Genomic DNA, 14,860 nt, shown 5'->3' on the forward strand with positions numbered 1-14,860 from the left:
ACCACACCGCCACACCCCCGGAGACCCCGATGACCGTACGACTCGTCCAGCTGGCAGACCGGGTGCTGCGCCCCGTCCTGCTACCGGTCCAGTTCGCGCTGCTGCTGTTCACCTTCCGGCTCGGCCGGCTGCGGGCCGCCCGCGCGCGCGGCGACCGCGGTGCGATCAGCATCGAACTCGCCCTGGCCATCATCGCGTTGGTGTTCGTCGCGGGCGCCGTGGCGACCGCGCTCTACCTGCTGAAGGACAAGGTCGTCAAGAAGGTCCAGCAGGACCCGAACATGCCGGGCGGCGGCGCGGGCGCGGGCGGCGCCACCCCGTGACGCGTCCTGCTCTCCGCCGCAGGGGCGACCGGGGGGCGATGAGCCTGAGCCTGGCCATCGTCTTCCCGGTCGTCCTGCTGCTCCTGCTGCTCGTCGTCCAGGCCGCGCTGATCTGGTACGACCGGCAGGTCGCGCTCACCGCCGCCCGCGAGGGCGTGGACGCCGGCCGGGTGCAGGGCAGTGCGACGGACGGCGAGAAGAACGAGGCGGCCCAGCGGCAGGCCCGCGACTTCCTCGACCGGCAGGGCGTGCACGGGTACACGGTGCGTACCGACGGCAGCACGGCACAGACCGTCAGGGTCACCGTGCAGCTGACCCCGCCGCTGCTGATACCCGGGCTCAGGGCGCCCGCCGTCACCCAGTTCGCCGAGGCGCCGCGAGAGCGCTTCGTGGCGCCGGTGGTGACGCCGTGACGGGCGTGGCGGGCGTGGCGGGGGCACCGGGCGTACCGGGGGCGCCGGGGGCACAGGGGGCACCGGGCGGCGGTCGCCGGCCGCGGTCCCGTCTCCGGCTCCGGTCGCGTCCACGTCCGCGCAGGCGGGACCGGGGCGGGATCGCGATCGAGGCGGCGATCGTCGTGCCGGGCGTGGTCGGACTCGTCCTGGTGGCCATCGCCGCCGGGCGGGTGCAGTCCACGGCCGGCACCGTGGAGGCCGCCGCCCGGGCCGCGGCCAGGACCGCCTCCCTGCAGCGCAGCGTGGACGGCATGGACCAGCCGGCCAGGGACTCCGCCCTCGCGACGCTGCGCCAGCAGGGCGTGTCCTGCCGCAACGGGGACGTGCGGGTCGGCAGGGGGGAACTGAACCTGCCGGGCGGACCGGTCACGACCGTCACCGTCACGGTGGTCTGCGACGTGGAACTGGCCGACCTGCTCGGCGGACCGTCCGGGGTACCCGTGACGAAGCACCTCGTCGGCGAGTTCACCTCGGTGGTGGACCGTTACCGGGGCACATGACGGCGCGCGGCGCCGTCACCCGGAAGACGGGGGATTGGAGACGGCCCGTGCGGGGGAGACGCAAGCGGAGAGCGCTCGGGGGATGACACAACGGTACCGAGCGGCGCCCGGTGGGGGCCGGTGGGGAGAGCATCGTGCGAAGTGGGGGGAGGGGACGGGAGTGGTGAGCCGTCTGCGGCGACGGCTGTCGGCGCGCCGGTCCGACCGGGGCGCGGTGGCCCTCTTCGTGGCGATCTGCGCGGCGTACGTCGTGCTCGTCATCGCCCTGGTGATCGACGCCGGCGGCCGGCTGCGGGTCGCCGAGCGGACCGACGCCTACGCCCTGGAGGCCGCGCGGGTCGGCGGCCAGCAGCTCGACCGGGCGGCCGTCCTGCAGGGCAAGGGCTTCAAGGTCCAGGAGAAGTACGTCCGGGACGCCGCAGACGCCTACCTCGCCCTGTACGGCCTGCGGGCGGGCGAGGTCGAGTTCTCCGGCGACGGCAAGGTCGTCACCGTCACCGTGCGGGCCGACTACCGCCCGGTCCTGCTGGGCGCCCTCGGGGAACGGAAGGTAACGGGCAAGGGCAGTGCGACCCTCGTCCACGGAGTCGAGAAAGCGGAGACCGACTGATGGCCGCGCCACGTGCCAAGGACCAGGCCCGTACCGCCCAGGCCCGTACCGGCCGGGCCGGGACGTCCCATCGCGCCGGCGGCGCCCGAGGGCCCGCCGCCCCGGGGCCCCGACCACCCCGCGGGCGCGGCCGTGCCGTGATCACCGCGCTCGGCGCGCTGGTCGCCCTGCTCGCCCTGCTGCTCGGTGTCCCCGCGCTGCTGCTGTACGGCACGGAGGCGGTCGCCGGGATGGGCGAGGTCGCCTCGGGCGGGGTGGGCGAGGCGCTCACCAGTCCGGACGACGGAAGCCTGTTCCTGTGGGCGCTGGTGGTCGTCGGCTGGATCGCCTGGGCCTGCTTCGCGCTCTCCGTCCTGCTGGAGATCCCCGCCCAGCTGCGCGGCCGGATCGCCCGCCGCATCCCCGCCTTCGGCTGGAGCCAGCGGCTCGCGGCCGGGCTGGTCGGCTCGGTGCTCGCGCTGGTGCCGGTGGCCGGTTCGGCCTTCGCGGCCGTTCCCGATCAGGCCCACGGGTCCGTCGCCCAGGCCCAGTTGGCGCCGGGCGGCGTGCAGCGTGCCGCACTGCCCACCGCGCAGGCCGCGCCGGCCCTGACGCCGGCCGCCGAGCAGCAGGCCACCTACACGGTGCGGGACGCCCGCCCGGCCGACAGCCTGTGGTCCATCGCCGAGCGCCAACTGGGCTCGGGGGAACGGTGGATGGAGATCGCCAAGCTCAACGACGGCCGGGTGATGGGCGATTCGGGCGTCCGCTTCGACGCCGAGCGGCCGATCCAGCCCGGCTGGGAGCTGCTGATGCCGGCGGACGCCAAGCCTGACGAGGCGAGGACACCGGCGCCGGCTCCCGCCCCGGCTCCCTCGGGGGACGCCGCGCAGGGCACGCCGCAGAGCGCGCCGCAGGGGGCCCCGCAGGCCGGGACGGAGGCCGGTGGCCCCGGTGGTGCGGGCGGTTCCGGTGGGCAGCACACCATCACCGTCCAGGCCGGGGAGAGCCTGTCGACCATCGCCCAGCGGGAGCTGGGGGACGGGGAGCAGTGGCCGAAGCTGTTCGAGGCGAACAAGGGGGCGCAGGCCCCGGACGGCGAGCAGCTGACGGATCCGGACGTGGTGGTGCCGGGGATGGTGCTCACGGTGCCGGGGGCGGGGGCCGCCACTCCGGCGCCCGCTCCTGCTCCTGCTCCTGCTCCCGCTCCCGTGGACCAGGCGCCTGCTCCCGCTCCGGCGCCCGCTCCGGCTCCGGCCGCCGGGGACCAGGCCGCGGCGCAGACCCCGGCGCCGGGCGCTCCCGCGCAGGGCGCGCCGCAGTCGACCCCGGTGCCCGCGCCCACGCACGCGCCGGCGCACGCGCCCGCCGCGCACGCCGACCCGGCCGCCGACGACGACTACAGTGTGGCCCTCTCGGCCTCCACCGTCGGCGTCCTGCTCGCCGCCATCATGGTCGGCGCCGTCGCCCACAAGCGCGGCACCCAGCAGCGCGCCCGCCGCCCCCGGCACCGCATCGCGATGCCCGAGGCCGGGGCCGCCGCCTTCGAGAACGAACTGATGGCCCGCCAGGACCAGGCCGGACTGGAACTGCTGGACCGCGCCCTGCGCACCCTGGCCCGCAACACCGTGCGCGGCGGCAAGCGGCTGCCCGCCATCGTCGCCGCCCGGATCACCCAGGGCCAGACCGTCGAACTGCACCTGTCCGGCCCGGCCACCCCGATCGCGCCGTTCCGCGCCGCCCACGCCGCCAACGTGTGGTGGTGCAGCGCCGACTCGGGCGACCTGCTCACCCCCGGCCAGGCCCGGAAGACCCCCGCGCCGTACCCCGCGCTCGTCACCCTCGGCACCTCGCCGGACGGCTCGGTCGTCCTCGCCGACCTGGAGGCCGTCCGGCTGCTCCACCTGTCCGGCCACCCGGACGACGCCCGGGACGTGCTGCGCACCCTCGCCATCGAACTGGCCCACAGCCCGCTCGCCGACCGGCTCCACCTGCACCTGGTGGACCTCGCCGAGGAGGTGCCGATCAGCGGCCCGGCCGCCGAACGCGTGCACCGCCACCCCACCCTGGAGGCCGCGCTCGCCGCCCTCGGCCCGCGCACCGCCAAGGCCCGCGCCACCCTGGTCGCCGCCGAGGCCACCAGTCCGCGCGAGGCCCGCAGCCGCGGCCAGGCCGACGAGTCCTGGACGCCCGAGATCGTGCTCTGCGCCCACCAGCCCGGCGGGGACGTCCCCGCCGAGCTCGGGCGCCTGCTCGACGCCCGCCCGCGCACCTGCGTCGCCGTCATCACCCGCGCCCCCGAGCGCGGCACCGGCCCGGTTGCCCGCTGGACCCTTCCGACCTCCGGCCAGGCCGCGATCCCCGGCCTGCACCTCACGGTCGAGCTGCAGCGTCTCGACGTGCAGCAGTACGACCAGGTCGCCGAGCTGCTCCGGGTCGCCGACGACACCACCCAGCACCCGGCCCCGGCCTGGACCCTGGACGGACCGGAGGACGACACCGACACCACCGAACTGCCCGCCGCCGTACCGGTGCTGGCCGCCGTCGGGGCCTCGGTCGCCTCGGCGGTCTCGGCGGTCGGCGGGGCGTCGGCTGGTAGCGGCCCGGGCGGAGGTGCTTCGGGCGCGGGCGCCTCGGGCGGAGGCGCCGCTCGTGGCGGGGCCGCGGTGGGCGGGACGGACGAGGGCGCGGACGCGGCTGCCGGTCCCCGGCTGCTCGCCCGGGTCATCGGCACCGGGGCCAGCCCGTTCGCGGGCACCGATCCGGTGGCGCCGGCCCCGGCGACTGCCGCCCTGCCGCCCGCGGCTCCGACTTCGGCTCCGGTTCCGGCTCAGGTGCCGGCCGGCCCGGCGCGGTTCGTCGTCAACGGGCAGGGACGGCAGGCGGCCACCGACGAGACCACCCGCGACCTGCGACGGCCTGACCCGACGGAGGGCGACGGGGCGGACGAGCCGGGGGACTCCGCTTCGGAGTCCACGGCGACGGTCGTGCTCGCCGTCCAGCCCGTCGTGCCGCAGCCCGTCGTGCCGCGGCCGGTGGCGGTGGATCCGGTGGCGGCGGAGCCGACCGGCTCGACGACCGTCGAGGAGTCGGCGCCGCGGGCCGAGCACGCTCCGGAGTCCACTTCGGAGTCCACTTCGGAGGCGGCTTCGGAGTCCGCCGCCGGGACCGGGCCCGCCGGGGCCGCCGGGTTCGCGGAGGCCGTCGAAACCACGGACGCGGTCGGTACGGAGGAACCGGCGCCCGCCGTCGAGCCCGGCCCCGCCGCCGTCGCCCAGGTCGCCCGGACGACGCCCGGTCGCAGCGACAGCGACGACCTGCTCGCCATCCTCCGCTCCCCGGAGGCGCACGCCCCGCGCAACGCCCCCCGGATCCGGTTGCTCGGCCCGGTGGACGTCGCGGGAGCCCTCGGCGCCGCCGCACCCGGCGCGCTGCCCCGGCTCACCGAGCTCGCCGTCTACCTGGCGCTGCGGCCGGGTTCCGAACTCCACGTACTCGACCACGACCTGCACCCCGGGGCGGCGCACCTCGACCCGCACCCCACCGCGGCCGACGCCAGGAGTCCGCTGTCGGCCAAACTCTCCGACCTGGCCGACTGGTTCGGCACCTCGCCGGAGGGCCGCGCTTTCCTGCCCACCGAGGGCACCGAGGGCTACGCCTTCGCCCCGGCGGTCACCTGCGACTGGGACGAGTTCCGCGGCCTCTACCGGCGCGGCATGCGCAGCACCAGTGCCACCGCCGACGCGGCCCTCGCCCACGCCCTGGCCCTGGTCCGCGGCGCACCGTTCGCCGAGGCCCCGCCGGCCTCGTACGGCTGGGCGGAGGCCGAGCGGCAGGACATGATCGCGGCGATCGTCGACACGGCCCACGAACTGGCCGCCCGCCGCCTGCAGTACGGCGACCACCGCAGCGCCGAGGCCGCCGTCTTCCGCGGCCTCGCCGTCGCCCCGGACGTCGAACTGCTGCACCGGGACCTCTTCTACGCCTACGCCTCGGCCGGCGCCCGGGACCAACTCCTGCGCGCCGTCAATCGGTTGGACGCGCTCAGCCGCCGCACCGGCCGGGACCTGGACGCCGACACCGTCGCCCTGCTGCGGGACCTGCTCGCGGGGTCCTGAAGCGGACCGCCGACTGCCCGGTCACTCCCCACAGGGGTGGCCGGGCGGTCGAGTTGACGGGCCGGCGGCCGATGTGGCGGCCGTGTGGACGTCTCGCACGGATGTGGCCGGCGGGTGGGAAGGGGATGGCGGCCGGTCAGACCGTCCGCAGCCAGGTGTCCAGGGCCGTGAAGTCCGCTTCGGTGAGCCCTCGTCGGGGGTCCACCCGGTGGAGCAGGGCGCGGGCGGGGGAGTGCGCGGCGACCCAGCGGTCGTCGGCCTCGGTGATCTCGTCGTCCACCCAGGCGAACGGCCGTCCGTCCGCCCATTCGACCAGCGCACGGGTCTTCCAGTGCAGACCGTCCGGCCCGTCGGGCCAGTCCGGGGTGTCCGTGTCGTCCACCGGCCAGTCCACGACGGGCAGTCGGGGCAGACCGAGCCAGGGCGCGAGGCACTCGTTGGCGTCCTCCAGCCAGGTCGTGGCCCAGACCGGCTCGGCCGGCAGGCGCAGCAGTCGCGGCCCCAACTCCGGGTCCACGCGGGCGATCAGCGGGTTCCCGGCCGGGGCAGTGTCGGACGGGAGGTACGGGCTGCGGTAGGTGGGGTAGCCGCCCGGGGGCGGGTCACCGAAGGGGATCAGCGGGCCGTCCACGTCGAGGAACAGCAGGGGGCGATCGGGATCGATCATGGCGGCACCATAGCGGGACGGGGCGGGCGGTGGGCCGCCGATCGGCCACCCGGCCTGGAACGGGTGAGCCGGGATCTCGTAGGGTGGCGCGCACGGAGTGTGGTGGCAGGCACCACGCAGGCGAGGGCATCAGACGCCGCGGGAGCGGCGGGGCGGGGCGGTGACCAGGAGATGGCGGAGACGACAGCGGTTTCCGGAGGTCCCGACCCGGCAGCGGACTCGGGTCCCTGGGACGCCGTACCGCCGCCCCCGCGCCTCCCGGCCGAGGACCACCCGCCCGGTCCCGCCGCGCTGTACGAGCCGCCGCCGGCGCCTCCGGCCGCCCCCGCCCCCGTCCCGGCGCCCGCTCCGGTCGCCACCTCCGTGCCGGGCGCCGCGCAACCGGTCGGGCAGGCGCCCGCGCCGCCGCCCGCGCCCCCGGCGGCACCGCCCGTTCCGCCCACCGGATGGACCCTCACCGGGCTGCCCGCCGCCGGGGCCCTGTCCTCGGCGACCCCGCCGCCGTTCCCGGTCCAGAGCGCGGCGCCGGTCGCCGCCGTCGGTGCGGGCGGTGCCGGCAGCGCCGGTGGCACCGGCGGGCTCGGTGCCGCGCCGCGCGGGCGGATCCTGGTGATCGAGGGCGGGTACGGCACCTCCGGCCGCCGCACCTGGGGCCGTGGCGGGCCGACCCAGGCGCCGGTGCTCTCGGCGATGCTCGCCGCCGTCTCGCCGCAGGTGCTCCTCGCCGCGGACGCGGTGGACGCCGTCCACCTCCCCGGTGCCGGCGACCCGCACACCGTCCTCGCCCACCTGCGCGCCGCCTCCCGCCACCCCGGACCGCTGCTGATCCACCTGGGCGGCCACGTCGTCGCCGACAAGCGCGGCGGACAGCTCCAACTGACCCTGCGCGACGCCAAGCAGGACGGCCTCCCCTGGCCGGCCATCGCCGCCGAGCTGAGCCACCGTCCGGCCGAGTGGCAGACCCTCGTCATCGCCGACCTGAGTGCCGACCAGAACGCCTGGCCGTACCTCCAGGGCACCGTCTCGCCGCTCAGCGAGGGCATCCCGCTGTGGGCGGTGGTCAGTCCGGACCCGGAGCAGATCGGAACCTTCACCCGCGCACTGATCGAGGCGCTGCACGGCGGTCGGCCGGGTGCGGGCGAGGTGCTCGCGCCGGAGCAGCTGCGGCAGCAGGTGTACTCGGTGCTGCGTCCGGACGTGGTCATCCTGGCCACGCACGCCCCGGACCGGCCGTTCTTCCGCAATACGGCCCGTCGCGGCGAGGGCCTGCCGGCCGAGGTTCCGCCGGTGCCGGTGCCGGCATCGACGGCCTCGATGTCGGCGGTGTCGGCGGTTCGGGCGGCCGGTGTGGTGCCCTCCGACATGTCGTCGCCCCCGGCGCCGCCGCTACCGCGTCCGGGGGAGCCACGGGACGCGGTCCCCGAGTGGCCGGTGCCGGCTCCGGTCGCGGTGCCCGCGCCGCCGGCCGGGGCCCCGGCGGCCGCAGGCGGTCCGGTCAGCCTGGTCAAGCCGGGCGTTCCGCCCACTGCGCCGCGGCCGGCCCGTCCGGTCAGCCTGCTGAAGGCGGGCGAGACAGCGGCGGCCCCGGGCGTGACCCTGCTCAAGCCCTCCCCGGCCGACGCCGTGCCCGAGGACAGCACGCCCCCGGCGGGTGTCACGCTCCTCAAGTCCCGGCCGGAACCGACGGGTGAGGCCGTCGCCGAGCCCGAACTCCCGCAGGAGGAGGCCGTGGTGGCCTCCGAGGTCGCGGTCGGGGAGGCCGTCGCGGAGGCGCGCGAGGCTGTCGGGGAGCCCGAGGCCGGGATCGAGACGGCGTCCGAGGCCGAGGTCGAGTCCGAGGTCGAGGTCGAGGTGGCGTCCGAGGCGGCGTCCGAGGCCGAGGCGGAGCCCGGAACCGCGGAGGAGCCCGGGGACGCCGTCCCGGTGGAGCCCGCGTTGACGGACGAGGTGCCCGTCGAGGAGGAGCCCGTCGACGTCGTTCCGGCCGAGGAGGCAACTGCTGACGAGCTGTCGGCCGACGCCGCGCCGCAGGACGAGGGGCCGCAGGACGAGGTGCCGGTCAGCGAGGCCACCGCCGACGCGCCGATGGCCGACGAGGCTCCGGCTCCGGCTCCGGTCGACACTCCGGTCGACGCCACTGCCGAAGCCCCGGCCGACGAGGACGGCGCGGCCGGTCCGCCCCGCGCGGACTACCGCGAGGTGATCGGACGGATCGTCCGTAGCGCCGACGTCGGGGACCACGCCGCCGCCACCGATCTGGCCTTCGCCCTCGAACTGGAGGCGATCGCCGAGCACGGCGCCGTCTCCGAGCCGGTGCTGCAGGTCCGGCAGGTCCGGGCGCACGTCTGCCGGCTCGCGGGCCGGACGGCCGAGGCCGCGGACATCTACCGCGAGGTGGCCCTGACGCTGCTCCGCTCGCAGGGCCCGGACCACCCGGAGACCCAGCGGGCGGCCACCAACGCCGAGGCCTGCTGGCGGGCCATCACCGACCGTGCGGAGGCCATCCGGATCGCCCCGGAGATCATCGAACTGCGCGCCTACCTCCCGGGCGCCGACGGCCGCAAGCTCCGCGCCGCCGAGCGCTACCTCGCCCAGCTCGCCGCCACCGGCTGACCGACCGCCGACGGACAACAGCGGACGGAAGGCAGCAGACGGAAAACAGCGAACAGCTGACAGATTTCAAAATCTGTCAGCTGTTCGTTGTCGTCTGTTATCTGTTACCTGTCACCCATCGCCCGCATCACCTGCCACGGGCGACCCGCCCGCTCACCGACCTGCGATCGCGTGCACGAACTGCGTTCCGTCGATGGTGCCCAGGCCGCTGGCGAGGTCGTAGCCCTCGGTGGCGTTGTAGCCGGTGACGCCGTCCCAGCCGTTGTCGCCCTGCTTCACGTCCACGATGCCGCTCCACTTGCTCGGCAGCAGGTTCATGCCGTACAGGCGCCAGTTGAGCTGGCCGAGGCGGTGCCCGGCGAGCTGGTCGGCGAGCGCGACGACGCCCGAGAACAGCGGAGTGGCCTCGCTGGTGCCGCCGGTGAGGTGCCAGCCGACGGAGGTCGGGTCGTAGGACTCGTAGGTCCAGGCGGCGCCGTCCACGGCCGCGCTCATGCTGATGTCCGGGGTGCCGCGGTGGTTGCCGGTGACGCCGGCGACACCCGCCTGGTACCACGGGCGCTCGAAGATGCCCGAGACGCCACCGCCGCCGGCGCCGGACTTGTCGTGCCACACCTTGTCGGGCGCGGTGCGGTTGCCGGAGTCGTCCAGGGTGAGCTGGGTGCCGCCGATGGAGGTGACCAGCGGGTCCGAGGACGGCCAGGAGTTGACCTTGTACGGGTACAGGTCGGTGCCGTTCTCCTTGGCGTCGGTGGCACCGTTGTCGCCGGAGGCGGCCAGCACGGTCACGTTGTGGTCAGCGGCGGCCTGGAAGGCGTAGCGCAGGTCGGTGAGCGACTTGAAGTCGCCCTTGTCGTACCCCGGGAAGGTGTTCTCGGTGGCGCCGAAGCTCTGCGAGATGACGTCGGCGCGGCCGGCCTTGATGAGGGCCTTCTCGGCGTCCATCATCTCGGGCAGGCCGGTGGTGCCCTCGGTCTCGGCGACGCCGGTCTCGACCAGGATGATGTGCGCGTCGGGGGCGATCGCGTGGGCGTACTCGACGTCCAGGGTGGTCTCGCCCGCCCAGCCGGTGTGGTCGGGGTTCTTCGGGTCCCAGGTGGGGACGTTGCCCCACTTGACCACCTCGACGTTGGTGTCCGGGATGCCCCACTGCTTGTCGAAGACCTCCAGGTCGTGCTGGATGGTCGGGGAGCCGAAGGAGTCGACGATGACGATCGTGCGGCCCTTGCCGGTGATGCCCTCCTGGTACAGCGGGTTCAGGTTGTAGGCGGCCCGGTACTGCAGCGGCGAGTAGCAGTGGATGCCGACCTGGCTGACGCACTGGGTGGTGCTCAGCGGGGCGGGGCGGCCCTGGGCGCTGTGCTGCCCGAAGGAGGCGGGGCGCACGTGGACGCCCGTGAGGTCGTGGGCGGGGGCGGCGATCGCGGTGCCGGCGGCCGGTACGGCGACGGTGCCGGCCGTGAGGGCGGTGGCCCCCACGGCGAGCAGGGCCAGGGCGCGGCGGAGGGTGGCGGGGCTGCCCATGGGGCTCCTTGGGGCGCAGGGCCTGACCTGGTTCGGTCGGGTCGGTCCGGCCATCCCATCGAGAGCTGCATGATCATGCCATAGTCATTTGGTGGGGTCGTACGATTGAGGCCATGGTCATGCTCGGCCACGCGAAAAGGTAAAGGCCGTCCCAGGGGAAAGTAACCTCCCACCTGGGGCAGCCAGGTGATGACCCGTCAGAAATCTGCCCGACCGTGCCGTCTCCTGGCATCGGTGCCTCGCCGTCAGACCTGGCGGGCGCAGGACGTGAGGCGATCGGCGAGCGCGATGACGAGGTCGCGCAGCGCGTCGGGGCGCTCGATGACGAACGGCCGGTCGAGCGAGGCGAGGACCCGGGGCAACCAGTCGAGCTCCTGCGCCCGCAGCTCGACGCGCAGCCAGTGCCCGGCCGCCGGGTCCTGGCCGGCCGCGGGCTCGTGCTCCTCCAGGCTCGCGACGCTCGCGGGCAGGTGCGCGCGGATCTGCTCGACCGTCCCGTGGATCCGCAAGGTCACCTCGTGCCGGTACTCGGCCGTGGCGAACCCCGACAGCACGCGCTCGGCCGGAGCGGGACCCACGGGCGCTTCGAACGAGCCGGGCAGGGCCCTCGCGGCCGCGATGCGATCGAGCCGGAAGGTCCGGTCCTCGCCGACCCCGGCGTCCTCGCCCGTCACGTACCACCGGCCCGCATGGGCGACGATCCCGTACGCGTGCAGTGTGCGTTCGCTGCGCCGTCCGTCGCGGTCGGTGTAGCGGATCGAGACCGGCCGGCGGTGGCGCACCGCATCGGCGATGGTGAGCAGGATCCCGGCGTCCGGCTGGTCCAGCTCGCCGGGCTGATCCGTGAAGGCGAGCGCATCCAGGAGGGCGTCGAGCCGGCGGGCGATGTGCTTGGGCAGCACCCGCCGGATCTTCGCCGAGGCCGTCTCGTTCGCCGTGCGCTCCGCCGTCGTCAGTCCTGCCCGGCGGCCGGCGACCAGGCCGAGCAGCACGGCCAGCGCCTCGTCGTCGCTGAGCATGAGCGGAGGCAGTCGGTACCCGGGGGCCAGCCGGTACCCGCCGTAGCGGCCGCGCACCGACTCCACGGGCACGTCCAGGTCGATCAGCTGGTCCACGTACCGCCGCACGGTGCGCCCTTCGACGCCGAGACGGTCGGCGAGTTCGGCCACGGTCCGGGTGCCGCCCGACTGCAGCAGCTCCAGGAGCGTCAGCACGCGGCCGGTGGGTCGGGACATGTTCGCAGCCTAACGCGAATAGAGGACCGATTCTGTCCACTAATCCTCCTAGCCTGCGACGTGCACGCCTCCAGCACAGCCAAGGAGATTCCCATGGACTTCGTCTCGATCCGCATCATCACCGGCGACGTCGCACGCCTCGTCGAGTTCTACGAGCGGGCGACGGGGATTCGGGCGGTACGGGCCACCGAGGACTTCGCCGAACTCAGGACCGCGGGCGCGACCCTCGCGATCGCCAGTACCCGCACCGTCCCGCTGTTCGCCCCGGGCTCCGCCCGCCCGGCGGACAACCACAGCGTGATCACCGAGTTCCTCGTCGACGACGTGGACCGCGTTCACCGGAACCTGACCGGCTTCGTCACCGACTTCGTCAACGAACCCACCACGATGCCCTGGGGCAACCGGTCGCTGCTGTTCCGCGACCCCGACGGTAACCTCGTCAACTTCTTCACCCCCGTCACCCCGGAGGCCATCGAGAAGTTCGCACGCTGACGCCACGCACGGCCGCTCACCGGGAGCGCTGAGATCTCGGGCTCCCGGTGAGCGGCCGCCGGGTCCAGGAGCCGCCACCGGCGGGGGCAGCGGACCGCGCCGCTGCCCCCGAACGACGTCCGCGCTCCCGCGGCGGCTCACCGTCGAGGGCGCCGAGGAACCGGCGTCCTGAGACAACACGCCTAGCGCGCACCGCCGTTGACGTACAGCGTCTGTCCGCTGACGTAGGAGGCCTCCTCGCTGGCCAGGAAGGCGACGACCGAGGCGATCTCCTCCGGCTGCCCGACCCGGCGCAGCGGCGTCCGGGCGGCGACCTCGGTCTGGTGGTCCTCGGCGCTGCTGCCGACCCGCTCGGCGGTGGCGGCGGTCATCGCGGTGGCGATGTACCCGGGCGCGACGGCGTTGACGTTGATGTTGAACGGCCCGAGCTCGATCGCCAGGGTCGCGGTGAGGCCCTGGATGCCGGCCTTGGCGGCCGCGTAGTTGGCCTGGCCCCGGTTGCCGAGGGCGGAGCGCGAACTGAGCGAGACGATCTTCCCGTACTTCTGCGCCACCATGTACTTCTGCGCGACGTGGCTGCAGTTGTACGCGCTGGTCAGGTTGACCGTCAGCACCGCGTCCCAGTCGGACTTCGGCATCTTGAAGAACAGGTTGTCCCGGGTGATCCCGGCGTTGTTGACGAGGATGTGCACCCCGCCGAGGTCCGCCGCGACCTGCGCGAACACCGCCTCCACGGCGTCGTAGTCGGCCACGTCGCAGCCGTACGCCCGGGCGGTGCCGCCCTTGGCGGTGATCTCGGCGACCGTCCCGGCCGCCCGCTCGGCGGTGAGGTCGACGACGGCGACCGCCGCGCCCTCCTCCGCCAGCCGGCGGGCGGTGGCCGCCCCGATGCCCTGCGCCGCTCCGGTCACCACGGCGACCTTCCCCGCGAACCGCGTCATGTGAACTCCTTGGAAGTTGGATCAACAGGCGACGAGCGACGAGTGGCAGGCGACAGCTGACATCGGACGGCGAACGGATGACAGATGACAGATAACAGATTTCGTCATCTGTCATCCGCCATCCGTCATCTGTTCGCCGCCACCCGTCAGCCGCCTCCCCGCCACCGCCGGTCGTCAGACGTTCTCGACCAGCACGGCCGTACCCTGCCCGACACCCACGCACATGGTGGCCAGGCCGCGCCGGGCGCCGGTACGGCGCATCCGGTGCAACAGGGTGGTGAGGATGCGTGCGCCGGAGCCGCCCAGGGGGTGGCCGAGCGCGATCGCGCCGCCGCTGGGGTTGACCACCTCCTCGGCCCGCTCCGGGCTGAACCCGATGCCGTCGGCGGAGGCGAGCGCCTGGGCGGCGAAGGCCTCGTTCAGCTCGGCGGTGTCCAGGTCGGCGAGCGACCAGCCGGCCCGCGCGAGCACCTTCGCCGTGGCCGGCACCGGCCCGATGCCCATGACGTCCGGGTGCACCCCGGCCGAGGCCCCGGCCACGTACCGGCCGAGCGGCCGGAGCCCGAGGTCGCGCAGCGCCTCCTCGCCGACCAGGAGCAACCCGGCCGCGCCGTCGTTCATCGGCGAGGCGTTCCCGGCGGTGACGGTGCCCCCCGGCCGGAACACCGGCTTGAGCCCGGAGAGCTTCGCCAGGCTGGTGTCCTCGCGGATGCTCTCGTCCCGGCTGACCGTCACCCCGTCCGGCCGCTCGACCGGGACGAGTTCGGCGTCGAAGTGCCCGTCCTTGCGGGCGGCTCCGGCCCGCTGGTGGCTGCGCAGCGCGAAGGCGTCCTGGCGCTCCCGGCCGATGCCGTACCGGGTGGCCACCTCCTCGGCGGTCTCGCCCATGCTGAGCACGCCGTGCAGTTCGGCCATCCGCGGGTTGGTGAGCCGCCAGCCGAGCCGGGTGTCGAAGGTCTCCATCCGGTGCGGCAGCGCCTCGTCCGGGCGGGGGAGGACGAAGGGGGCGCGGGTCATCGACTCGCAGCCGCCGGCCAGCACCACGTCCGCCTCGCCGGAGCCGATGGCCCGGGCGGCGAGGGTGACGGCCTCCAGCCCGGAGGCGCAGAGCCGGTTGACGGTGGCACCGGGGACGGTCTCCGGCAGGCCGGCCAGCAGGACGGCCATCCGGGCGGCGTTGCGGTTGTCCTCGCCGGCCTGGTTGGCGGCGCCCCAGTAGACGTCGTCGATCCGGGCCGGGTCGAGCGCGGGCGCGTCGGCGAGCAGGGCGCGCAGCACGGTGGCCGAGAGGTCGTCCGGGCGGACCGTGGCGAGCGCACCGCGCAGCCGGCCGATGGGTGTGCGGCGGGCGGCGGCGAAGTAGACGGGACGCACGTCGTCGGGCTCCTTGTCGGGTGGCGGGG

The 14,860-nt window shown here is 75.0% G+C and carries 12 protein-coding genes; 7 read left to right on the forward strand and 5 right to left on the reverse strand.

Going from position 1 to position 14,860, the window contains the following annotated elements:
* Positions 1 to 29: 29 nt before the first annotated feature.
* The 5 genes from ACGF13_RS17655 (at position 30) to ACGF13_RS17675 (ending at position 5,985) form a co-directional block, all read left to right on the forward strand.
* A complete protein-coding gene (locus tag ACGF13_RS17655; RefSeq protein WP_392875434.1) occupies positions 30 to 323 on the forward strand; it encodes a hypothetical protein in 294 nt (97 codons plus the stop codon).
* 38 nt (positions 324 to 361) lie between these two features.
* Positions 362 to 736 carry a TadE/TadG family type IV pilus assembly protein gene (locus tag ACGF13_RS17660; RefSeq protein ID WP_392875436.1) on the forward strand — a complete coding sequence of 125 codons (375 nt, stop codon included), beginning with the start codon at positions 362 to 364 and terminating at the stop codon, positions 734 to 736.
* Positions 737 to 909: 173 nt separating this feature from the next.
* Complete coding sequence (locus ACGF13_RS17665; protein ID WP_392875439.1) at positions 910 to 1,278, forward strand: pilus assembly protein; 369 nt, start codon at positions 910 to 912, stop codon at positions 1,276 to 1,278.
* 163 nt (positions 1,279 to 1,441) lie between these two features.
* Positions 1,442 to 1,888: a hypothetical protein gene (locus ACGF13_RS17670; protein ID WP_392875442.1), complete on the forward strand. Its 447-nt coding sequence runs from the start codon at positions 1,442 to 1,444 to the stop codon at positions 1,886 to 1,888.
* The gene (locus ACGF13_RS17675; RefSeq protein ID WP_392875444.1) at positions 1,888 to 5,985 is read left to right on the forward strand and encodes a LysM peptidoglycan-binding domain-containing protein; all 4,098 of its coding nucleotides are present in this window, start codon (positions 1,888 to 1,890) and stop codon (positions 5,983 to 5,985) included. The genes ACGF13_RS17670 and ACGF13_RS17675 overlap by 1 nt, the downstream gene beginning before the upstream one ends.
* A 136-nt stretch (positions 5,986 to 6,121) precedes the next feature.
* On the opposite strand, the gene ACGF13_RS17680 is transcribed toward ACGF13_RS17675, so the two are convergent.
* Complete coding sequence (locus ACGF13_RS17680) at positions 6,122 to 6,652, reverse strand: HAD domain-containing protein (RefSeq protein WP_392875447.1); 531 nt, start codon at positions 6,650 to 6,652, stop codon at positions 6,122 to 6,124.
* 171 nt (positions 6,653 to 6,823) lie between these two features.
* On the opposite strand from ACGF13_RS17680, the gene ACGF13_RS17685 reads away from it, so the two are divergent.
* Positions 6,824 to 9,265: a hypothetical protein gene (locus ACGF13_RS17685; RefSeq protein WP_392875449.1), complete on the forward strand. Its 2,442-nt coding sequence runs from the start codon at positions 6,824 to 6,826 to the stop codon at positions 9,263 to 9,265.
* A gap of 153 nt (positions 9,266 to 9,418) precedes the next feature.
* Here the strand turns inward: ACGF13_RS17685 and ACGF13_RS17690 are convergent, their stop codons facing one another.
* The gene (locus ACGF13_RS17690; protein WP_392875451.1) at positions 9,419 to 10,789 is read right to left on the reverse strand and encodes a S8 family serine peptidase; all 1,371 of its coding nucleotides are present in this window, start codon (positions 10,787 to 10,789) and stop codon (positions 9,419 to 9,421) included.
* A gap of 245 nt (positions 10,790 to 11,034) precedes the next feature.
* Positions 11,035 to 12,024 carry a helix-turn-helix transcriptional regulator gene (locus ACGF13_RS17695; RefSeq protein ID WP_392875454.1) on the reverse strand — a complete coding sequence of 330 codons (990 nt, stop codon included), beginning with the start codon at positions 12,022 to 12,024 and terminating at the stop codon, positions 11,035 to 11,037.
* 93 nt (positions 12,025 to 12,117) lie between these two features.
* Between ACGF13_RS17695 and ACGF13_RS17700 the strand changes: the two genes are divergently transcribed.
* Positions 12,118 to 12,516 carry a VOC family protein gene (locus ACGF13_RS17700; RefSeq protein ID WP_392875457.1) on the forward strand — a complete coding sequence of 133 codons (399 nt, stop codon included), beginning with the start codon at positions 12,118 to 12,120 and terminating at the stop codon, positions 12,514 to 12,516.
* Between the two features lie 182 nt (positions 12,517 to 12,698).
* Here the strand turns inward: ACGF13_RS17700 and fabG are convergent, their stop codons facing one another.
* Positions 12,699 to 13,457 (reverse strand): 3-oxoacyl-ACP reductase FabG, encoded by a 759-nt coding sequence (gene fabG, locus ACGF13_RS17705; protein ID WP_392875460.1) that lies wholly within the window; start codon positions 13,455 to 13,457, stop codon positions 12,699 to 12,701.
* Between the two features lie 174 nt (positions 13,458 to 13,631).
* Positions 13,632 to 14,831, reverse strand: coding sequence for a thiolase family protein (locus ACGF13_RS17710; protein ID WP_392875463.1), 1,200 nt, complete (start codon positions 14,829 to 14,831; stop codon positions 13,632 to 13,634).
* Between the last annotated feature and the right edge of the window lie 29 nt (positions 14,832 to 14,860).

Origin of the sequence: Kitasatospora sp. NPDC048286 (genome assembly GCF_043201735.1) — a bacterium.
GTDB lineage: Bacteria > Actinomycetota > Actinomycetes > Streptomycetales > Streptomycetaceae > Kitasatospora.